Genomic DNA, 23,223 nt, shown 5'->3' on the forward strand with positions numbered 1-23,223 from the left:
CGGTCGAGTTCCCGTTGGACGCGCAGGGCGTCCGGCGGGCCGTCCGGGGCGTCGCCGAGCAGTTGCTCGCGGAGGAGCGTGGCGAGGGCGGTGGGGGTGGGGTGGTCGAAGACGAGGGTGGCGGGGAGCCGGAGGCCGGTGGCCGCGTTCAGGCGGTTGCGGAGTTCGGTGGCCGTGAGCGAGTCGAACCCGAGGTCCTTGAACGGCCGGTCGGGGGTGAGGTCCTCCGGGGAGGCGTGGCCGAGCACGGCGGCGGCGTGCTCGCGCACCGACTCCACCAGGGTGTCGTGCCGTTCGAGATCGGTGAGCCCGGTGAGGCGCTCACGCAGCCGGACGCCGTCGCCGTCGCTCGCGCCGTCGGTGTCGGGCCGGTCGCCGCGCAGGGCGCGGGCGGCCTCGGGGATCTCCTCGATCAGCGGACGGCGGCGGGCGAGCGCGTAGACGGGGGCGAACCGCTCCCAGTCCATGTCGCTCACGGTGAGAGTCGTCTCGCCGTGGCTGACGGCCTCCCACAGGACGTCGATCGCCAGCTCGGGCTGCATCTGCCGCAGCCCCATCCGCTCCAGCTGTCCCGCGACGGCCTCGGACCCCTGGAGCATGCCCCCGCCCGCCCAGCCGCCCCAGGCGACGGAGGTGGCCGTCAGACCACGCGCGCGCCGCTCGTGCGCGAGACCGTCGAGGTAGGCGTTGGCCGCCGCGTACGTACCGTTGCCCGCACTGCCCCAGACCGCCGCGCCGGAGGAGAACAGCACGAACGCGTCCAGGTCCAGACCGGCCGTCAGCTCGTCCAGATTCCGCGCGCCCCGCACCTTCGCCGCCGTACCGGCCACGAGTTCGTCCGCCTCGATGGACAGGACGTCGGAGAAGGTCGCGACACCCGCCGCGTGGACGACGGCGGTGAGCGGCGCCTCGTCCGGTATGCCCGCCAGGACGGCCGCCAGGGCGTCGCGGTCGGCCACGTCGCACGCCGCGAACGCCACGCGCGCGCCCACCGCCTCCAGCTCCCGGCCCAGGTCGGCCGCGCCCGGCGCCCGCGCGCCCCGGCGGCTCGTCAGCACCAGATGCTCGACCCCCTCGGCAGCCAGTCGGCGGGCGACGTGGGCGCCGATGCCGCCCGTCCCGCCGGTGACCAGCACGGTCCCGCGCGGCGTCCAGACGTGCCCGGGCCCGCGTCCACCCGCCACGGCCCGCACCAACCGTCGTACACGCACGCCGGCCTCGCGTACGGCGACCTGGTCCTCGGCGCGTGTCTCGTCGTCCGCGGCGGCGAGGACGTCCGCCAGCCGCCGGCCGGTGTCCTCCGTCCAGCGGGTCGGCAGGTCGACGAGCCCGCCCCAGCGGTCCGGGTGCTCCAGCCCCACCACCTGCCCGAGGCCCCACAGTTGAGCGGCCTCGGGACGTACAGTGTCGTCCTCAACGGCCGCGACGGCGCCCTCCGTCAGCCACCACAGGGGGGCCTCCAGGTCGGCGGCGCGCAGGTCCCTCAGGAGGGTGACGGCGTCGCCAGGGGACGCGGGCGAGGCGAGCACGCCGGCCCAGTCCCCCGCGGCGTCGGCCGAGCCCGCTTCGGCGGCGCTCACCACGTCGGCTCCGGCCTCCCGCAGTGCCATCGCGATCCTGTCGTACGTCCCTTCGCCGGGCCGCCCTTCGGGGTCCTCGGGGGTGAGCAGCAGCCACCGTCCCGACAGGCGGGCCTCCTCGGTAAGGGCGCTCCGGCGCCACACGACTCGATAGCGCCAGTCGTCGACGGCGCGGCCCCCTCCACCGCCGCCGACCGAGAGGGTCTCGGGCCAGTAGCGTTTGTGCTGGAAGGCGTAGGTGGGGAGGTCCACGTGACGGGTGCGGGAGCCGCTCCCGGATACGGGACCGGGCTCAGCTCCGGCTTCGGGCGCGGCTTCTGCGGTGGCTTCGGCCTTGGCTGCCGCGTTGGCTTCCGAGGGGATGTCGGTGGCGGTGAAGCATGCCCGCCAGTCGACGGGGACGCCCTGGGCATACGCCTCCCCGAGCGACAGCAGCAACCGCTGCCGGCCCCCCTCGCCACGACGCAATGTCCCCGTGACGGCCACCTCCCGCCCGGCCGCCTCCGCCGTCGCCTGGACCGCTCCGGCCAGCACCGGGTGGGGGCTGATCTCGACGAAGACGCGATGACCGGCCTCGACCAGCCCCGCCACCGTGTCGTCGAGGCGCACCGTGGAACGCAGGTTGCGGTACCAGTACTCCGCGTCCAGGCCGGTCGTGTCGAACCGGTCGGCGGTGACCGTCGAGTGGAAGGGGACCGAGGAGGGTACGGGGGTGACGGCCGCCAGCACCGCCGGGATCTCCTCGCCGAGCCGCTCGACGTGGGCCGTGTGCGAGGCGTAGTCGACCTCGATCCGCCTGGCCCGCGCCCCGCGCGCCTCCGCCTCGGCGATCACCTCGTCCAAGCCCACCGGACTCCCCGCCACCACCACCGAGGACGGACCGTTGACCGCCGCCACCTCCACCCGTCCATCGACCAGCGGAGACCACCCCCGTACCTCGTCGACCGGCAGCTGCACCGAAGCCATACCCCCCTGACCGGACAAGGCAAGGATCGCCCGCGAACGCAGCGCCACCACCCGCGCCCCGTCCTCCAACGACAACGCCCCCGCGACAACAGCCGCCGCGATCTCCCCCTGCGAGTGCCCGACCACCGCCGCCGGCTCCACCCCGTAGGACCGCCACACCTCCGCGAGCGACACCATCACCGCCCACAACACGGGCTGCACCACATCCACCCGCGCCAACTCGCCCTCATCAGAAAGGACTTCGGACAGCGACCAGTCCACGAACACCGACAAGACCCGCTCGCACTCGGCCATCCGGGCGGCGAACACCGGCGAGGTCACCAGCAACTCCACCGCCATACCGGCCCACTGCGACCCCTGCCCCGGAAACACGAACACCGGGCCCTGACCGCCACCGCTGCCGCCACCGCCCGCACGCCCCCGCACCACCCCCGCGTCCGGACGCCCTTCCGCGACGGCCTTCACACCCCGCAGCAACTCCGCATGTTCCGCGCCGACCACCACCGCGCGATGCTCCAAGGCCGCACGGGACAGGGCCAGGGTGCGGGCGACGGAGTCGACGGGCGACGTCTGATGTTCAGTCAAATGGGCGATCAGAAGCGTTGCTTGGGCTCGCAACGCGACCTCCGTATGCCCGGAGAGTGTCCACGGGACAGGACCTCGACAGGGCGCTGGAACAGGCTCGGACGTCATGTCGGGCTCCGGGGCCTGTTCCAGGACCACGTGCGCGTTCGTGCCGCTGATCCCGAAGGACGACACGGCTGCCCGGCGGGGGCGGTCGCCCGAGTCCGGCCACCGCCTCTGCTCCGTCAGCAGTTCCACGGCGCCCGCCGACCAGTCGACCTCCCTGGACGGCTCGTCCACGTGCAGCGTCTTCGGCAGCATCCCGTGCCGCAGCGCCAGCACCGTCTTGATCACACCGGCCACGCCGGACACCGCCTGCGTATGCCCGATGTTCGACTTCAACGACCCCACGTACAGCGGCCGTTCACGGTTCTGGCCGTAGGCCGCCAGCAGCGCCTGCGCCTCGATCGGATCGCCCAGACGGGTGCCGGTGCCGTGCGCCTCGACGGCGTCCACGTCGGACGGGGTGAGGCCCGCGTCGGCGAGGGCCGCGCGGATCACGCGCTGTTGGGCGGGACCGTTGGGGGCGCTGAGTCCGTTCGAGGCACCGTCCTGGTTCGTGGCCGAGCCGCGCACCGTCGCGAGCACGGGGTGGCCGTTGCGCCGGGCGTCCGAGAGGCGTTCCACGACGAGGAAGGCGACGCCCTCGGACCAGCCGGTGCCGTCGGCCGTGTCGGCGAAGGCCTTGCAGCGGCCGTCGGGGGCGAGACCTCCCTGCCGGGTGAACTCGTCGAAGGCGCCCGGTGTGGGCATGACGGCCACGCCGCCGGTGAGGGCGAGGTCGCACTCGCCGCCGCGCAGGGCCTGGCCCGCGAGGTGCAGGGAGACCAGGGAGGACGAGCAGGCCGTGTCCACGGTGAGGGCCGGGCCCTCCAGACCGAGGACGTAGGCGATCCGGCCCGACATCACGCTGCCGCTGTTGCCGGTGAGCAGATAGCCGCCGGCGTCCGGCGCGTCGCCGAGGAGGGCGCCGTAACCGGTGGGCGAGCCGCCGACGAAGACTCCGGTGCGGGTGGCGCGCAGCGACGACGGGTCGATGCCGGACCGTTCGATCGCCTCCCACGCCACCTCCAGCAGCAGTCGCTGCTGCGGGTCCATCGCCAGGGCCTCACGCGGTGAGACACCGAAGAACTCCGCGTCGAAGCACCCGATGTCGCGGAGGAAGCCGCCCCGCAGGCCGTCCGTCGTGCCCCACCTGTCCCAGCCCCGGTCGTCGGGCGCGGCGGCGATCTCGTCGCGGCCCTCGACGACGAGGCGCCACAGGTCCTCGGGGCTCGTGACGCCGCCGGGAAGGCGGCAGGCCATGCCGACGATCGCGAGGGGTTCGTCGTGGTCCGCCCGCCGTACCACGACCGTGCGGTCCGCCGCCGGGTCGGTCCCGCCGTGCAGTTCGCGGTGCAGGAGTTCGGCGAGGGCGAGGGGCGTGGGGTGGTCGAAGACGAGGGTGGCGGGGAGCCGGAGACCGGTGGCCGTGTCGAGGCGGTCGCGGAGTTCGGTCGCGGTGAGCGAGTCGAAGCCGAGATCCTTGAAGGGACGGTGGGCGGCGACCTCGGCCACGTCGGAGTGGCCCAGCACCGACGCGGCCCTCGCCCGCACCAACTCCAGCAGGGCGGAGCGCCGTTCACCGTCGGTGAGGCCGGTGAGCCGGCGCCGCAGCGCTCCGCCCGCCTCGACGGCCTCCCCTGTCGCCGCACCGCTGTCGGCGCCGTCCGGCTCGTTCGTCAGCGCGCGGGCGGCCTCCGGGATGTCCTCGATCAGGGGGCGGTGGCGGGCGCCCGCGTAGACGGGGGCGAAGCGGGACCATTCCGTGTCGGTGACGGTGAGGCAGGCCTCGCCGTACTCGACCGCCTCCCTCATGACGGACAGCGCGAGCGCGGGCTCCATGAGGGCCAGCCCCATCCGGGACAGGGACTCCTCGTCCAGGTCAGCGGCCATGCCCTCGGAGCGCCAGGTGCCCCAGGCGAGCGAGGTGGCGGGCAGTCCCCGGGCGTGGCGGTCCTGGGCGAGGGCGTCGAGGTAGGCGTTGGCGGCGGCGTAGGCGCCCTGTGAGCCGCCGCCCCAGGAGGAGGCGCCCGAGGAGAAGAGGACGAACGCGTCGAGGTCCAGGCCGGCGGTGAGTTCGTCGAGGTGGCGGGCGCCGATCGCCTTGCCGGTGACGACCTCCTCGATCTCCTCGGGGGTCAGGTCGCGCACCTTGGTGTAGCGCACGACGCCGGCCGCGTGGACGACGGCGGTCAGCGGGGTGTCTTCCGGGACGGCCGCCAGGACGGCGGCCAGGACGTCGCGGTCGGCCATGTCGCAGGCCGCCAGGGTCACGTCCGTCCCCTGGGCGCGAAGTTCGGCCGCGAGGGCCTCCGCGCCCGGTGCCCCGGCGCCGCGACGGCTGGTCAGCACCAGCCGTTCGGCACCCTCGCGGGCCAGCCACCGGGCGACGTGCGCGCCGACACCGCCCGTGCCGCCGGTGACCAGGACCGTTCCGCGCGGCTTCCATGCGCGGGCCGGGCCGCGCGGGGTCAGCGGTGCGCGCACCAGACGTCGGACGTACGTCTCCGGTCCGCGTACGGCGAGTTGGTCCTCCCCGTCGGCGGCGCCCGCGAGGACGGCCGTGAGCAGGACGCCCGTGTCGTCGTCCCAGACGGCGGGCAGGTCGACGAGGCCTCCCCACCATGCGGGTTCCTCCAGGCCGACGACCTGGCCCAGGCCCCACAGTTGCGCCGCCTCGGGTCGTACGGTGTCTCCGGGCGTGACCGCGACGGCGTCGGCCGTCACCCACCACAGCGGCACCCTGGTGCCGGCGGACCGCAGCCCTCGCACCAGCTCCGCGGCGGCCTCGACCGTGTCGGGCAGGGCGACGACCCCCGCGAAGTCGCCGGTCACGGCGTGCCGGGCGACCTCCACCTCGGCGCCGGCCGCCCGCAGGGCCCGCGCGACCTCCGCGCCACTGCCTTCCGCCGACTCCACCAGCAGCCAACGGCCCGTCAGAACCCGGTCGGGCGCGGCACGATCTCCCAGGGCGCCGGGCAGGACGTCTGCCTGGCCGCCACCCATCGGACCACCTGGCGAGGCACCTGCCAGGTCCCCTGTCTCGTCACCCGTCGACGCCGCGCCCGCGATCAGTGGCCGGCGCCGCCACACCACCCGGTAGCGCCAGTCGTCCACCACCCGGCCCCTGCCCGCGCGGACACGGGTGTCGGGCCAGTAGCGGCGGCGCTGGAAGGCGTACGTCGGCAGGTCCACCCGCTGGGCACCCGTGCCCGCGTACACCGTCCCCCAGTCCACGGTCGCGCCGTGCACCTGTGCCTCGGCCAGCGCCGACAACAGGGTCACCGGCTCGTCCCGGTCCCGGCGCAGCGCCGCCACGGCCGTCAGCTCGGGCACGGTCTCCCGCACCGCCGAGACCAGCGAACCGTCCGGGCCGAGCTCCAGGACCGTCCCCACGCCCCGCTCACGCACGGCGCGCATTCCGTCGGCGAACCGCACGGTCGCGCGCACGTGCCGGGCCCAGTACTCGGGGGTGCACAGCTCCTCCCCCGCGATCTTGCCGGTCACGTTCGACACGACCGGGATCACCGGCTCGGCGAACCGGACGTCCGCGAGGACCTCGGCGAACTCCTCCAGCATCGGTTCCATCAGGGCGGAGTGGAAGGCGTGGCTGACGGCCAGTCGCTTCACCGTCCGTCCCTCGGCCGCGAACCGGTCGGCCAGGTCGCGTACGGCCTCCTCGGCGCCGGACAGGACGAGCGAGGAGGGAGCGTTCACGGCCGCCACCGACACCCCGCTGTCGCGGGGGATCTCCGTCTCGTCCGCCCGCACCGCCCACATCGCACCGCCCGGGGGCAGGGCCCGCATCAGCCGCCCGCGCGCCGCGACCACCCGGCAGGCGTCAGCAAGCGTCCACACGCCTGCCACGTGAGCCGCGACCATCTCGCCCACAGAATGCCCGAGCACCACATCCGGCTTCACTCCCCATGACTCGATCAGGCGGAACTGCGCCACTTCCAGGGCGAACAACGCGGGCTGGGCCCAGTCGGTGGACTCCAGCACCCCGGCGGGGCCGTCGAGGACGACCGTCTTCAGCGAGCCCGGCACCACTGCGTCGAAGGCCGCGCACACCTCGTCGAACGCGGCGGCGAACACCGGGAACGTGTCGTACAACCCGCGTCCCATACCGACGCGTTGGGACCCCTGGCCGGAGAACACCACCGCGAACCCGCCGTCGGAGGCGGTGCCCCGCACCAGTCCGGGAGCGTCCTCGCCCTCGGCGAGGGCGCGCAGTCCGCTCGTCAGGGCGGACAGGTCGCCGGCGGGGACGGTGACGGCTGCGCGGTGTTCCATGAGGGCACGGGTGGTGGCCAGGGAGTGGGCAAGGTCCGGCAGGCGGATGCCGGGACCGCGGTCGAGGTGGTCAAGGTGGTCGAGGAGGCGTACGGCCTGGGCGCGCAGGGCCGCCGCGCTGTGCGCACTCAGGGGCAGGGCCAGGGCCGGCAGCGGAGGGTGGGGGGCATCCGGTCCCTGGCCCTCCCCGACCGGCTCCGGTACGTCCTCGGGGGCCTGTTCGAGGATCACATGGGCGTTGGTGCCGCTGATCCCGAAGGACGACACGCCCGCCCGGCGTGGACGGTCCGCCTTCGGCCACACCCGCTCCCGCGTCAGTACCCGCACCGCTCCGGCCGACCAGTCGACCTGCCGTGTCGGCTCGTCGACGTGCAGGGTGCGCGGCAGCACCCCGTGCCGTAGCGCCATGACCGTCTTGACGACTCCGGCGATGCCCGCGGCGAACTGGGTGTGACCGATGTTCGACTTCACCGAGCCGACCCACAACGGCCGTTCCTCCGGGCGCCCTTGCCCGTACGTCGCCAGCAGTGCCTGGGCCTCGATCGGGTCGCCGAGCCGGGTGCCGGTGCCGTGGGCCTCGACGGCGTCCACGTCCGACGGCGACAGCCCGGCGTTCGCCAGCGCGTCGCGGATCACCCGTTGCTGGGCCGGTCCGTTCGGCGCGGTCAGGCCGTTGGACGCGCCGTCCTGGTTCACCGCCGAGCCGCGCACCACCGCCAGCACGGGGTGACCGTGGCGGCGGGCGTCGGAGAGCCGCTCGATCACCAGCACGCCCGCGCCCTCGCCCCAGCCGGTGCCGTCGGCCGTGTCCGCGAAGGCCTTGCAACGGCCGTCGGAGGCCGATCCGCCCTGGCTGTCGAACTCGCCGTAGATGGCCGGTGACGTCATGACGAGGACGCCGCCGACGAGGGCCAGGTCGCACTCGCCGCCGCGCAGCGACCGGCCCGCGAGATGGAGGCCTACGAGCGAGGAGGAGCAGGCGGTGTCGACGGTGATCGCGGGGCCTTCGAGGCCGAGGTGGTAGGCGATGCGCCCGGACATGATGCTGGCGGGCAGGCCGGTGAGGGCGTATCCGCCGGTGGTCTCCGGGGAGTCGCCGAGGAGGACGCCGTACTCCTGGGTGGCGCCGCCGACGAAGACGCCGGTACGGCTGCCGCGCAGGGACAGCGGGTCGATGCCGGTGCGTTCGAGGGCCTCCCAGGACACCTCCAGGAGCAGTCGCTGCTGGGGGTCCATCGCGAGGGCCTCGCGGGGCGAGACACGGAAGAAGGCGGCGTCGAAGTCGCCGGCCCCGGCAAGGAAGGCGCCCCGGTGGCGGGGGTCGTAGGCCGGGTGGTGTTCCCAGCCGCGATCGGTGGGAGGGCCGGTCATGACGTCGCGGCCCTCGGTGACCAGCCGCCACAGGTCGTCCGGGTGGTACACGCCGTCGGGGAAGCGGCAGCCGATGCCGACGACGGCCAGCGGCTCCGTGGCGGCGGAGGAGAGCCGCTGATTGTGCCGGCGCAGCCTCTCGTTCTCCAGGAGGGAGGCGCGCAGCGCGTCGATGACCTCGTCGAGAGATGTGTTGTTCATGCCTCGGGCTCCCACTCGTTCTGCCGCTGGTGGTGGACGCTTTGGGGCTGTTCAGGGGGTGGCCGGGGGACGGGCCGCCCGCCTCCTGGGGCCTGTCTGACAATTCCCGTCGTCGCCCGGAGGTCGCGAGGCAGACGGGAATTGTCAGACAGGCCCTAGGGGTGCGGGGGCTCCCAGGGGCTGCGCGGGGAGGGGCTCACCAGGCGACGGGGATGCTCAGGGCGCCGTGCACCATGTTGTAGCCACGGTAGGTGAGTTCCTCGCGGGGCACCGCCAGGCGCAGGCCGGGGAAGCGGCGCAGTACCGCGGGGAAGGCGATCTTCAGCTCCAGCAGCGTCATGGCGGCACCGGTGCATCGGTGGATGCCGTGCCCGAAGGCGAGCTGCTGGGCCGGGGTGCGGGTGAGGTCGAGGCGGTCTGGGTCGGCGTAGTGGTCCGGGTCCCGGTTGGCGACGGCCAGGGCCGGTACGACGTACTCGCCCGCCTTGACGGTGACGCCTCCGATCTCCAGGTCCTCGGTGGCGGTGCGGCCGCTGGTGGCGGAGATGACGCTGAGGTAGCGCATGAGTTCCTCGACGGCCGTGTCGAGGACGCCCGGGTCGTCGCGGAGCAGGGCGAGTTGGCCGGGGTTGTCGAAGAGGGCGAGGAGGCCGAGGCCGAGGGTGTTGGCCGTGGTGTCGAAACCGGCGGAGAGGAACATGTTGCTGATGCCGACGATCTCCTCGTCGGCGAGGTCGTCTCCGTGCTCGCGGACCAGCATGCCGATCATGCCGTCGTCCGGCTGCGCGCGCCGGGTGGTGACGGCGTCCAGCATGAAGCGGTGGGCGGCGTCGACGACCTCCTTGACCTCCTCGGCGGTGCCGGCGAGCCCGACCGCCGCCTTGGCGGTGAGCGCGAGGTACTCGGCGCGCTCCTCCTCGGAGAGACCGAGCAGTTCACAGATGGCGAAGAGGGGGAAGGGGAACGCGAACGCGGTCATGAAGTCCGCGGGCGCGCCCATCCGTTCCATGCCGTCGAGGCAGTCCTCGGCGAGCTGTTCCAGGCGCGGGGTGAGCTCCCGCATCCGGCGGGCGGTGAAGCTGGAGGCGACGGTCCGGCGCAGCCGAGTGTGTTCCGGTGGGTCCATGTTGACGAAGCTGCCCGGTGCCACCTGCAGCTGGTCCTCGTCGAGGCCGGGGAGCATGAGGGTCAGCGGGGTGAGGGCGCTGCTGAGGCGGGGGTCGGTGAACATCTGCCGTACGTCGTCGTAGCGGGTGACGACCCAGATGTGCCGGCCGTCGGGCAGGCGCCATCTGTGCACGGGATCGTTCCGCTGCGCCTCGCGCAGGCGCGGTCCCGGGTCGAACGGGCAGACGGCGTCGCGTTGGTAGGGCAGCGGGATCTCGATGTCGAGGGGCATCGTTCTCCTTGGGGGTGAGCGAGCGCGTGGGGGGGCGACGGTGATCGTGACGCTACGGGTCCGTGCCTGGCCTGGGAGCCCCAGAACCGGGCCCGCCGCCCCCTAACCCGGCGGGGCCGGGGGAAGGGGTGCGGGGCGGTCCGGGGGTCAGGGGTGGGGACGGGTCCGGGGGCAGGGGTGAGGGCGGGTCCGGGGGGGGGCAGGGGTGAGGGCGGGTCCGGGGGGGACGGGTGAGGGCGGGTCCGGAGGTCAGCGGATGCCGAACTCGTCTCCGATGAGGCTGAGGAGTTCCTCCGCGCTCGCCGCGCTGATGTCGCTGTCGGTGTCGTCGCCGCCGGCCGCCGCGACGGCGGGCCCGCCGGAGGCGCCCGGAGTCTCCTCGACCTTGGTGAGCAGGACGCGCAGGCGCAGGGCCAGGGAGGCCCGGCGGGCGGGGTCCTCGGCGGGTGTCCGCAGGGACGCCTCCAGGGACTCCAGTGCGAGGAGGGCCGGGTCGGACGCCTGACTGGGCGTCAAGTCCAGCCTCTCTTGGAGTAGTTCGGCCAGGTTCTTCGGGGTGGGGTGGTCGAAGACGAGGGTGGCGGGCAGTCGTAGGCCGGTGAGGGCGGAGAGCCGGTTGCGCAGGTCCACGGCCATGAGGGAGTCGAAGCCGAGGTTCTGGAAGGGCTTGGCGGACGGCACGGACTCCGCCGAGGGAAGTCCGGCGGCGGTGGCCGCCTCCGCCCGCACCAGCTCCACGAGGGCGGCGGCGCGGTCCGCCTCGGACAGCGGCAGCAGCCGTTCCCGCACGCCGGTCACCGGGGTGGCCGGTGCACCGCCGCCGGTTCTGGTTCCGGTGGCGAGCGCGCGCAGCAGCGCGGGTGTCGTGGGCGAGCCGGGGTCGAGCGCCGAGGTGTCCAGTCGTACGGGGACGGCGACGCTCGCGCCGGTGGTGAGGGCCGCGTCGAACAGGGCCATGCCCTCACGGGGGTCGAGTTGGCGCAGGCCCACGCGCGCGATGCGCTTGAGATCGCTGTCGGCCACGCCCGCCGTCATGCCCTCGCCGCGCTGCCAGGGTCCCCAGGCGAGGGAGAGCGCGGGCAGTCCGGCGGCTGCCCGGCGCACGCACAGAGCGTCCGCGAAGGCGTTGGCGGCCGCGTAGTTGGCCTGTCCGGCGCCGCCCATCGTGCCGGCGAGCGAGGAGAAGACCACGAAGGCGTCCAGGTCCCGGTCGGCGGTCAGGTCGTGCAGGTGCTCCACGGCCTGTGTCTTGACCGGCAGGACGGCGTCGACCTGGGCGGGTGTCAGGGCGGTGACGGTGGCGTCGTCGACGGTGCCGGCGGTGTGCACCACGGCCTTCAGGTCCGGGACGGTCTCCAGGAGCGCGGCCAGCGCGGCACGGTCGCTGATGTCGCAGGCTTCGAGGCGGACCGTGGCGCCGAGCGCGTCCAGTTCTGCGGACAGCTCCGCCATGCCGGGCGCGTCGGCGCCCCGGCGGGAGGCCAGCAGCAGATCGCGTACGCCATGCCGGGTGACCAGGTGCCGGGCCACGAGGCGGCCCAGGGTGCCGGTGGCTCCGGTGACCAGAACCGTGCCGGTGGTGGGCCAGACCGAGTGGTCGACCGGGGAGGGTCCTTCGTCGCTCGCGGCCTCGGTGTGGCCGAGCCGGGTGAGCCGGGGAACGCGTATCTCGTCGTCGCGCAGGGCGAGTTGGGGTTCGCCCAGGGCCAGGGCCAGGGCGACGGCCCGGGGCAGGGGTGTCGTGACGGTCGGCAGGTGGTCGAGGAGCAGCACGCTGCCGGGGTTCTCCAGCTGGGCGGAGCGGGCGAGGCCCCAGACGGCGGCGCCCGCCGGGTCGGTCAGGGTCTCGGCGTCCGAGGCACGGACCGCGCCCGAGGTGCACAGGACCAGTTGGGTGCCCGCGAGGCTGGTGTCGGCGGTCCATTCCTGGAGGAGGGCGAGGGTCGCGTGCACGGCGTCGCGGGCGGCGGCCGAGGTGGGGGCGGCGGGCGGCAGCGGTACGACGACCACGTCGGGCGGTCCCCCGGCGGCGCGCAGGGCGTCGAGGTCGGCGTGGTGCTCGACGGACCCGGCGGTGCGCAGCAGCGGTTCCACCTGGGCGTACGCCGTCGCGTCGCCCAGGACCGCGAAACGGCTCGGGAGGGCGTCGTCGGCCCCGCCCGGTGCGGGGGCGGGCGGGATCCACTCGGTGCGCAGCAGCCATTCGGGGCGGATGCGGGTGGCGTCGAGGCCCTCGGTGGACGCGGCCCGCATGTGCAGGGCGGCCACGGAAGCGACCCGGCGCCCGGAGGGGTCGGTCAGCTCCACCGCCACCCGGTCCTCGGCCTCGTCGCGGACGTGCACGCGCAGCGCGGTCGTCCCCTGCTCGTGGCCGGTGACGCCACGCCAGGCGAAGGGCAGCAGCGGGCCTCCGTCGGCGGGTGCCGAGGGGCGGAAGGCCAGCGCGTGCATGGCGGCGTCGAGGAGGGCCGGGTGTACGGCGAAGCCCCCACCGGCGGACTCGGGCAGCCGTACCTCCGCGAAGACCTCGTCGCCGCGCCGCCAGGCGGAGGTCAGGCCGCGGAAGGCGGGGCCGTAGGTGAAGCCGTGGTCGACCAGGTCCTCGTAGAAGGTGCCCAGTTCGACGGGTTCGGCGTCCTGCGGGGGCCAGGCGGCGTCAGGCGGGGCGAGGGAGGTGGCGGGCGGCTGCGGGGTCATGGTGCCTTCGGCGTGGGCGGTCCAGGTCTCGTCGGGCTCGGTGCGGGAGTGGACGGACAGGGTGCGGTGGCCGGTGTCGTCCGGCGGTCCGACGGTGACCTGGAGCTGGACGGGGGCGTCGGCCGGGATCAGCAGGGGGGCGGCCAGCGTGAGTTCGTCGAGGTGGGGGCAGTCGAGCCGGCGGCCCGCCCAGAGGGCGAGTTCGACGAATCCGGTGCCGGGGAAGAGGGCGGTGTCGAGGACGGCGTGGTCGGTGAGCCACGGCTGGGCGGTCGTGGACAGTTCACCGGTGAACAGGGTGGTGCCGTCGAGGGCCGAGGTGACGTGGGCTCCCACCAGCGGGTGACCGGTGGGGCGAAGGCCGAGTGCGGTGAGGTCGCCGGTGCTGCCCGCCGGACGGGGATCGGGCCAGTAACGGGCGCGTTGGAAGGGGTAGGTGGGCAGGTCGACGTGGCGGGCTCGGGAGCCGGGCAGGACGGCGGCCCAGTCGACGGGGACACCCGCCAGGTGGGTACGGGAGAGGGCGGTGAGCAGGCTCTCGTCCTCGGGGGCGGCCTTGCGCTGCGCGGCGACGCACACGACGGGTTCACCACCGGCACCGGAACCGGAGGGCTCGACGCCGCCGTTGGGCTCGGCGTCGGTGGCCGTGTCCAGGCAGCTGTGCGCCGAGCCGGTGAGGACTCCGTCGGGGCCGGCCTCCAGCAGGACGGTGACGCCCTCGGCGACCAGGGTGCGCACCCCGTCGGCGAAGCGGACCGTCTCCCGTGCGTGCCGCACCCAGTAGTCGGGCGAGCAGGCCTGTTCCGGCGTGAGGAGCTCGCCCGTGACGTTGGAGACGACGGGGATCCGGGGCGGGCGGAGGTCGAGTTCGGCGACGACCCGGGCGAAGTCGTCGAGCATGGGCTCCAGCAGGGGCGAGTGGAACGCATGACTGACCGTCAGGAAGCTCGCTCGCGTGCCCTGTTCGGCGAAGCGGTCGCGGAGGACGGTGAGGGGCTCCGCCGGGCCGGAGAGCACGACGGAGCCGGGTGCGTTGACGGCCGCCACGACGAGGTCCGGGTGGTCCTCCATCGCCTCGGTCGCCTGCTTCTCGTCGACGGCTACGGCCAGCATGGCTCCGCCGGGCGGGAGTTGCTGCATGAGCCGGCCGCGGGCGGCGATGAGACGGCAGGCGTCGGGCAGGGTCAGGACGTCGGCGAGGTGCGCTGCGGTGATCTCCCCGACGGAGTGGCCGAGCAGGTAGTCGGCGCGCACTCCCCAGCTCTCCAGGAGCCGGTACAGGGCGGTCTCGAAGGCGAACAGCGCGGGCTGGGCGTACTCGGTGCGGTGCACGGCCTCCGGGTCGGGCTCCCCCGCCCCGGCGCCGAACACGATCTCGGCGAGCGGGCGGGGCAGTCGCGGGTCGAGGTGGACGCACACGGCGTCGAAGGTCTCGGCGAAGACGGGGTGGGCGGCGTACAGTTCCCTGCCCATGCCGAACCGCTGTGCGCCCTGTCCGGTGAGGAGCACCGCGAGGGCGCCCTCACGGGCGGTGTCGCGCAGCAGGCCGGGCGGGAGTTCGCCCCTGGCGAGGGCGGTGAGGGCGGCGGTCGCCCCGGCCCGGTCACGGACGACGGCGGCGGCCCGGTGGCCGAGGGCGGCGCGGGTGGTGGCGAGGGCACGGGCGAGGTCGGCGACGTCCAGGCCCGGGTCCGTCGCCAGCCGGTCCAGCAGGCGCGCCGCCTGGTCGCGCAGGGCGTCGTCGTCATGGGCGGCGACCAGGAGGGGCCAGAAGCGGGGGGCGCCCTCGCCCGGTGCCGTGGCGGCGACCGACACGGACGCCTCGGCGGCGACCTCGGCCGGCGCCCCGGCAGCGCCCGCCACGAGCGTCCCGTAGGCGCCCTCGACCGGCCCCCCGGCCGCGACCCGCACGGACGTCCCGGCGGCGGCCTCGGTCGGCTTTTCGGTGACGTCTTCCTCGGTCGGTGCCTGTTCGAGGACGACATGGGCGTTGGTGCCGCTGATGCCGAAGGACGAGACACCGGCCCGGCGCGGGCGGCCCGTCTCCGGCCAGGGCCGGGGCTCGGTCAGTAGTTCCACCGACCCCGTCGACCAGTCGATCCGCGACGACGGTTCGTCGACGTGGAGTGTCCTCGGCAGCGTGCCGTGGCGCATCGCCAGCACCGTCTTGATGACACCGCCGACTCCCGCTGCCGACATGGTGTGGCCGATGTTGGACTTCAACGAGCCCAGATACAGCGGCTGTTCACGGTCCTGACCGTAGGTGGCGAGCAGCGCGTGCGCCTCGATCGGGTCGCCGAGCCGGGTGCCGGTGCCGTGCGCCTCGACGGCGTCCACGTCCGAGGGCAGACAGCCGGCGTCGGCAAGCGCGTCGCGGATCACCCGTTGCTGGGCCAGGCCGTTGGGGGCGGTGAGGCCGTTGGAGGCGCCGTCCTGGTTGACCGCCGAGCCGCGTACGACGGCCAGGACGGGGTGCCCGGAGCGACGGGCGTCGGAGAGCCGTTCCACGACCAGCAGGCCGACGCCCTCGGACCAGCCGGTGCCGTCGGCGGCCCCCGCGAACGCCTTGCAGCGTCCGTCCGGTGCCAGTCCGCCCTGGCGCTCGAAGTCGGCGAAGAGCGAGGCGTCGGGCATCACACAGACCCCGCCCGCCAGCGCCAGGTCGCACTGTCCGGCGCGCAGTGCCTGGACGGCGGTGTGCAGGGCGACGAGGGAGGAGGAGCAGGCGGTGTCGACGGTGACCGCCGGGCCCTCCAGGCCGAGGACGTACGAGACACGGCCGGAGATCACGCTCGTGGCGGTGCCGGTGACGGTGTACCCGGCCAACTGCTCCGAGCCGGGCGGGAAGAGCAGCGAGTAGCCGAGCCCGGCGGCGCCGACGTACACGCCGGTGCGGGTGGAGCGCAGGCTCGTCGGGTCGATGCCCGCGCGTTCGACCGCCTCCCAGGAGGCTTCCAGGAGCAGCCGCTGCTGCGGGTCCATGGTGAGTGCCTCGCGCGGGGTGATCCCGAAGAATCCGGGGTCGAAGCCGGCGACGTCGTCGAGGAAGCCGCCGCGCGCCGTGTCCTGGGCACGCCAACCCCGGTCGCGCGGGAAGCCGGTGATGCCGTCGCGGCCCTCCACGAGCATGTCCCACAATTCGTCGGGGCTGGTCACACCGCCGGGGAAGCGGCAGGCCATGCCGACGATCGCGAGGGGTTCGTCGTCGACGGCGCGGCGGCGCAGCGGGCCGGCCCCCGTGGCGCCCACGGTCGCCGGCGTGTCCGGGGCGGCGGCCTGCGCGTCGTCGAACAGTTCCCCGTACAGGGCCCGGACCATGCGGCGGGGCGAGGGGTGGTCGAAGACGACGGAGACGGGCAGGCGCAGTCCGGTGGCGGCGGACAGCCGGTTGCGGAAGTCGACGGCGGTGAGGGAGTCGAAGCCGAGGTCCTTGAACGGCCGGCCCGCCTGGACGGTGTCGGCGTCCGTGTGTCCGAGTGCCGTGGCGGCGGTGTCGCTGACGAGGTGCAGCAGGGCGCGGGTGCGTTCGGTCTCGGTGAGCGGGGTGAGGCGGGCCCGCAGTGAGCCGGGATCGGTGTCGCCGGTGGGCTCGGCGGCGGCCGTGCGGCGGGCTCGGGCGGGTCGGGCGGCGGGGGTGGGCTCCACGCGGTCGAGGCGTTCGGCCGGGGGCGCGGTGAGCAGTCCGGCCGGGTCGGCGGGGCGCAGCAGCAGGGAGTCGGCGACGGCCACGGGGGTGCCGGTGGTGTCGGCGAGCAGCAGCGCCACGGTGCGTTCGCCGGTACGGGTGAGCCGGAGCCGGAGGCGGGCGGCGCCGGTGGCGTGGAGTTCGACGCCGGACCAGGAGAACGGGACGGCGGGCTCCTGGTCGTCCCCGAGGGCGTACAGGGCGTGCAGCGAGGCTTCGGAGAGGGCCGGGTGCAGGCCGAAGCGGGCGGCCTCGGTGTGCTGTCCGGCGGGCAGGGCCACCTCGGCGTACACCTCGTCGCCGGTGCGCCACAACGCGCTGAGCAGTCGGCGCTCGGGGCCGTAGGAGAACCCGTCGGAGGCCAGCCGCTCGTACAGGCCCTCGACCGGTACGGGCGTGGCCCCGGGCGGTGGCCAGGCCGTCAGGTGCGGGACCTGACCGCCGGTCGCGGGGGCGGTGGGCTCGGACCGGGGGCCGGTGTCGGGGACGAGGGTGCCGGAGGCGTGCAGGGTCCATGGGCCGGCCGTGCCGGGGGCGGCCGTGGAGGCGTGGACGGCGAGGGTGCGGCGGCCTGCCGCGTCGGCGCCGATCCTGATCTGGAGGCCGACGGCGCCGTCCGACGGCAGTACCAGCGGGGTGTGCAGGGTGAGTTCCTCGATGCGGCCGCAGCCGACCTGGTCGCCGGCGAGGACAGCCAGTTCGACGTAGGCGGTGCCGGGCAGGACCGCGTGGTCGCCGATGCGGTAACCGGCGAGCCAGGGGTGGTCGTGCGGGGCGATCCGTCCGGTGAGAACGGCCCCGTCGTCGTCGGCGAGTCGCACCAGCGCGCCCAGCAGGGGGTGGTCGAGCGGGTTGAGGCCGGCCGTGGTGACGTCGGCGCCGCGACGGGGGCCTTCGGGCCAGTGGCGGGTGCGCTGGAAGGCGTAGGTGGGCAGGTCGACGCGGCGGGCGGTGGTGCCGGTGAACACGCGCGGCCAGTCGACGGGCGCGCCGCCGGCCCATGCCTGCGCGAGGGCGGTGCGCAGTCGGCCGGTGCCGCCCTCGCCCCGGCGCAGGGTGCCGGTGACGGTCACCTCGTGGTCGTCTGCCTCGGCGCACTGCTGGAGGGAGCCGACGAGGACGGGGTGCGGGCTCGGTTCCACGAAGAGGCGGTGGCCGTCGGCGAGCAGGGCCCGGGCGGCCGACTCGAAGCGGACGGGTTCGCGCATGTTGCGGCACCAGTAGGCGGCGTCGAGCCCGGCGGTGTCGTAGGGGCCGCCGGTGACGGTCGAGTAGAACGGCACCGTGCCGCTGCGCGGTTCGAGGTCCGCGAGGTCGGCCGTCAGCCGCTCCCGCAGCGCCTCGACGTGCGGGGAGTGGCCGGGGCTGCCGGCGCCGGGGATGCGCCGGGCCTGTACGCCGTCGGCCGCGCAGGCCGCCACGAACGCGTCGCAGGCGTCGGGGTCGCCGGTGAGGGCGACGGAGGCGGGGCCGTTGACGGCGGCGATCCACAACCGGTCCGCCCACGGGGTGAGCCGGTCCCGGACCCGCTCCTCGGGCAGCAGCACGGAGGCCATGCCCCCGCGCACGGTCAGGGTGCGCAGGGCGCGGCTGCGCAGGACGACGACGCGGACCGCGTCCCGGAGGGAGAGGCCTCCTGCGAGGTGAGCGGCGGCGATCTCGCCCTGCGAGTGGCCGGTCACCGCGTCGGGTTCGACGCCGTACGCCTGCCAGGTCCGCGCCAGCGAGACCATCACGGTGAACAGGACGGGCTGGATGACGTCGATGCGGTCCGGGTCGACGTCGCCGGGTTCGCCGCGCAGTACGCCGAGGACGTCCCAGTCGACGAGTTCCCGCACGGCGGCGGCGCAGGCACGGGCGCTCTCGGCGAACACGGGCTCGCTGTCGAGGAGTTCGCGTGCCATGCCGAGCCACTGCGAGCCCTGGCCGGGCAGCACGAAGGCGGTCCTGCCGGTGACGGCGGTCCCCTCGGCGAGCGCGTCGTGCGGGCGGCCCTCGGCGCACGCGGTGAGGCCCGCGAGGAGGGTGTCCCGGTCGGTGGCGAGGACGGCGGCCCGGCGGTCGAGGGGGGTGCGGGTGGTGGCGAGGGAGTACGCGACGTCGGCGACGGCGGGTTCGGAGTGGGCGCCGTCGGTGAGGTGGTCGGCGAGGCGGCGTGCCTGGGCGCGGAGCGCGGCGGTGCCGTGGGCGGAGAGGACGGCGGGGAGAAGGCCGGTTGGGGCCGAGGCCGGGGCGGCGCGTTCCTCGGCGGGGGCGGGGGGCGCCTGTTCGAGGATGACGTGGGCGTTGGTGCCGCTGACGCCGAAGGAGGAGACGGCGGCGCGTCCGGGGGCGCTGCTGTCGGGCCAGGCGCGGGGTTCGTGGAGGAGGCGTACGGTGCCGGCGGACCAGTCGACGAACGGGGTCGGGTCGGCGGCGTGCAGCGTCCGTGGCAGGACCCGTTCGCGCAGCGCGAGCACCATCTTGATGATGCCGCCGACACCGGCGGCGGCCTGGGTGTGCCCGATGTTGGACTTCAGGGAGCCCAGCCACAGCGGGCGGCCCTCGGGGCGGGCGGCGCCGTAGGTGGCGAGCAGCGCGTCGGCCTCGATGGGGTCGCCGAGCCGGGTGCCGGTGCCGTGCGCCTCGACGGCGTCGACGTCGGCGGCGGTCAACCCGGCGTCGGCGAGGGCGTCCCGGATGACCCGCTGCTGGGAGGGGCCGTTGGGCGCGCTCAGCCCGTTGGAGGCGCCGTCCTGGTTGACCGCCGTGCCCCGGACGACCGCGAGGACCGGGTGGCCGTTGCGGCGCGCGTCCGACAACCGCTCCACGACGAGGACACCGGCGCCCTCGCTCCAGCCGGCGCCGTCGGCGGCGGCGCCGAACGCCTTGCACCGCCCGTCGGGGGCGAGCGAGCCCTGCCGGGACAGCATCACGTGCACATCGGGCGTGGCCATAACGGTGGCACCGCCGGCCAGCGCCAGATCGCACTCGCCGGCCCGCAGCGCCCGTACGGCCAGGTGCAGGGCCACCAGCGAGGACGAGCATGCGGTGTCCACGGTGAGGGCCGGGCCCTCCAGTCCGAGGACGTACGAGATCCGGCCCGACAGCACGCTGTTGGAGACCCCGGTGGAGCCATGGCCGTCGATGCGGCCCTCGGTGGCGGTCAGCAGGGTGGCGTAGTCCTGCTGCGAGACGCCGGCGAACACACCGGTGCGGCTGCCCTTCAGGGTCCGGGTGTCGATGCCAGCGCGCTCCAGCGCCTCCCAGGAGCTTTCCAGGAGCAGCCGCTGCTGGGGGTCCATGGAGTGTGCCTCGCGCGGGGAGATCCCGAAGAACGCGGCGTCGAACGAGGCCACGTCGTCGAGGAAGCCGCCCTCGCGGACGTAGCAGGTGTCCTCCTTCGACGGGTCGGGGTCGTAGAGGGCCGCCAGGTCCCAGCCCCGGTCGGCGGGGAAGGGGCCGACCGCGTCGCGGCCCTCGGCGACGAGCCGCCACAGGTCGTCCGGTGACCGCACCCCGCCGGGGTAGCGGCAGGCCATGCCGACGACGGCGATCGGTTCGCGGGCCGCCGACTCCAGTTCGACCAGGCGCCCCCGCGTCCGGTGCAGTTCCGCGGCGACCTGCTTGAGATAGTCGCGGAGTTCCTTGTCATCAGCCATGTGAACCGTTCACTCCTTGCCGAGTTCCGTGCGGATGAAGTCCAGCAACTCGTCGTCCGAGGCCGCCGCGAGGCGCGTGTCCACGTCGGCTTCGCGCTCCTCGCCCTGGGTGCCGCCGGTGGCGCACACGGCTACGGCGGGGCCCGCGGCCAGGGTCCGCAGACGGGCGGCGACCCGGGGCCGTTCGGGATCGTCCGCGTCCAACTCCGCGAACGCCGCCTCCAGTTGGTCGAGGAGCGCGGGCAGCGCGGGTCGCCTCGCCGGGACCGCCCGGTCGGCGTGGTCGCGGAGGCGACGATCCAGCTGTTCGGCCAGGGCGGCGGGACTGGGGTGGTCGAAGACGAGGGCGGCGGGCAACGGCAGCCCCGTGGCGGCGGCGAGGCTGTTGCGCAGTTCCACGGCGGTCAGCGAGTCGAACCCGGCCTCGCGGAACGACCGGCGCGGGTCGAGGCTGTCGGGCGAGGGGTAGTCGAGGACGGCGGCCGCCCGCGCCCGGACCAGGTCGAGCAGGGTTCGGGCCCGCTCGGCGTCGGGCAGCGCGGCCAGCTGTGCGGCGTGACCGGCGTCGGGCGGCGTCCCGTTCGGGTGGGCGCGATCGAGGTCCCGCGCGGGTGCTCCGGCTCCCGATCGCCGCCCCGCCCGGGACGTTCCCCGCCCCGCGAGGGTCTGCGGGACCAGGTCGCGCAGGGCCGGGGGCAGTGTGCCCGCGTCGGCGCGGGCGCGCAGCACGGCGGGGTCGGTGCGCATCGGCACGAGGACGGTCTCCTCGCCCGCCCATGCCCGGTCGAACAGGGCGAGCCCCCGCTCCGCGTCGAGCGGCAGCAGTCCGGCCCGGGCCAGTCGCCGCAGGTCCACGTCGGCGAGTCGGCCGCCCATGCCGCCGCCGGTGCCCCACAGCCCCCAGGCCAGCGAGGTCGCGGGCAGCCCCAGCGAGCGGCGGGCGCGGGCGAGGGCGTCCAGGTAGGCGTTGGCGGCGGCGTAGCTCGCCTGTCCGCCGCCGCCCAGGGTGCCCACGGCCGAGGAGAAGAGCACGAAGTGCGAGAGGGCCGCGTCGCGGGTCAGCTCATGCAGGTGATGGGCGGCGTCGGCCTTCGGCCCGAGGACGGTGTTCACGCGCTCGGGAGTCAGCGCGGTGATCACCCCGTCGTCGACGACGCCGGCGGTGTGGACGACTCCTGTCAGCGGCCGGTCGGCCGGAATCCCGGCCACGACGGCGGCGAGCGCCGCGCGGTCGGACACGTCGCAGGCGGCGAACGTGGCCCGTGCGCCCGCCTGTTCGAGTTCGGCGGCGATCGCGCCGGCACCCGGCGCGTCCGCCCCCCGTCGACTGACCAGCAGCAGATCGCGTACGCCGTGAGCGGCGGCGAGATGCCGGGCGACGAGGCCCCCCAGCTCACCGGTGCCACCGGTGACGAGGACGGTGCCGTGCTCGCGCGCGGGCGGGTCGGTGGGCGACGCGGCAGTGGACGACGGCTCGGCGGGCGACGGACCCGTGGGCAACGGACCAGCCGGCAACTGCTCGACGGGCGACGCCACGGCAGGCGACAGACCGGCGGACGACGCCTCGGCCGGCGACGGCTCGATGGGCGACACACCAACAGGCCACGGCTCGACGGGCGACGCCACGGTGAGCGACACACCGGCGGACGACGCCACGGCCGACGACGGCTCGATGGGCGACACACCAACGGGCCACGGCTCGTCGGGCGACTCACGGGTCGGCATCGTCTCCTTGGACGACGCCTCGGCCGGCTTGAGGCGGGGGACGTACAACTCGCCTTCCCGCACCGCCACTTGGGACTCCTTATGGGCCAGCGTGATCGCCACGGCCGAGGCCAGGGCCGGCGCGTCCGTGGTGTCGTCCTCCAGGTCGACGAGGACGAACCGGTCGGGGCGTTCGGCCTGCAACGACAGCAACAGCCCCCAGGCCGCCGCCCCCGCCGGGTCGCCGGTGGTCGCACCGCCCGTCACGATCACCACACGGGAGCCCCCCGACGGCTCATGGGCGAGCACGTCCTGCACCCGGGCCAGCGTGTCGTGCGTGGAGTGGCGTACAGCGGCTGGGCACCCTCGGTCCGGGTCGGAACCGGTAGCGGTGTCGAGGGCCAGGACGACCACCTCGGTCGTCTCCTCCATGGACTCCGGGCAGCCGTACACGTCGGCCGTGCTCCCCGGGTGCAGCGCGAGCGCCTTGGCCAGGGCCCCGGCCCGTCCGTCCGGCTGCCCGAGAACCGCCCAGCGCGCCTCTGCCGGGGGGACACCGTCCACGGGCTGCCAGGTCAGGGTGAAGAGGTCCCCGACCGTGCTCACGCCTTCGGTCACGTTCAGGGCCTCGGCCGTGTGCGCATCCGCAGCGCCTTCGCGTTCGTCCGCGCCCTGCCTGGTCGTCTCCAGCCAGTAGGCGTCGCGCCGGAAGGCGTACGTCGGCAGCTCGACGCGGCGCGCCCCGGACTCGCCCAGGAAGGCAGGCCAGTCCACGTCCACCGACCGGACGTGCAGCCGCCCGAGCGTGGTGACCAGGGAACGCACCTCGCCCCGCCCCTTGCGGAGGGCGGCGAGCGCGAGGAGGTCGGGGACGGTCTCCTGGATCGGCCCCACGAGGGAGCCGTCGGGGCCGATCTCCAGCACCGTGCCGATGTCCTGGGCCCGCAGAGCGCGCACCCCGTCCGCGAACCGCACCGTCGCCCGGACATGCCGCACCCAGTACTCCGGGGTCGACAACTC

General features: G+C 74.8%; 3 protein-coding genes and 1 pseudogene. All 4 read right to left on the minus strand.

Translation table 11 applies throughout. The features are described from left to right. Nucleotides 1–35: 35 nt before the first annotated feature. Nucleotides 36–9,041: pseudogene (locus tag HW837_RS47145) on the minus strand (SDR family NAD(P)-dependent oxidoreductase); the annotation flags it as partial. A 232-nt stretch (nt 9,042–9,273) separates the two neighbouring features. Beyond that, complete coding sequence (locus HW837_RS47150; protein ID WP_045558321.1) at nt 9,274–10,476, minus strand: cytochrome P450; 1,203 nt, start codon at nt 10,474–10,476, stop codon at nt 9,274–9,276. Nucleotides 10,477–10,725: 249 nt separating this feature from the next. Then, complete coding sequence (locus HW837_RS49475; protein ID WP_193382668.1) at nt 10,726–20,499, minus strand: type I polyketide synthase; 9,774 nt, start codon at nt 20,497–20,499, stop codon at nt 10,726–10,728. Between the two features lie 9 nt (nt 20,500–20,508). After that, a partial coding sequence (locus HW837_RS47175) for a type I polyketide synthase (RefSeq protein WP_237270730.1) occupies nt 20,509–23,223 on the minus strand: 2,715 nt, incomplete at its 5' end.

The organism is Streptomyces caniscabiei (assembly GCF_014930365.1).
Classification (GTDB): Bacteria; Actinomycetota; Actinomycetes; order Streptomycetales; family Streptomycetaceae; genus Streptomyces; species Streptomyces caniscabiei.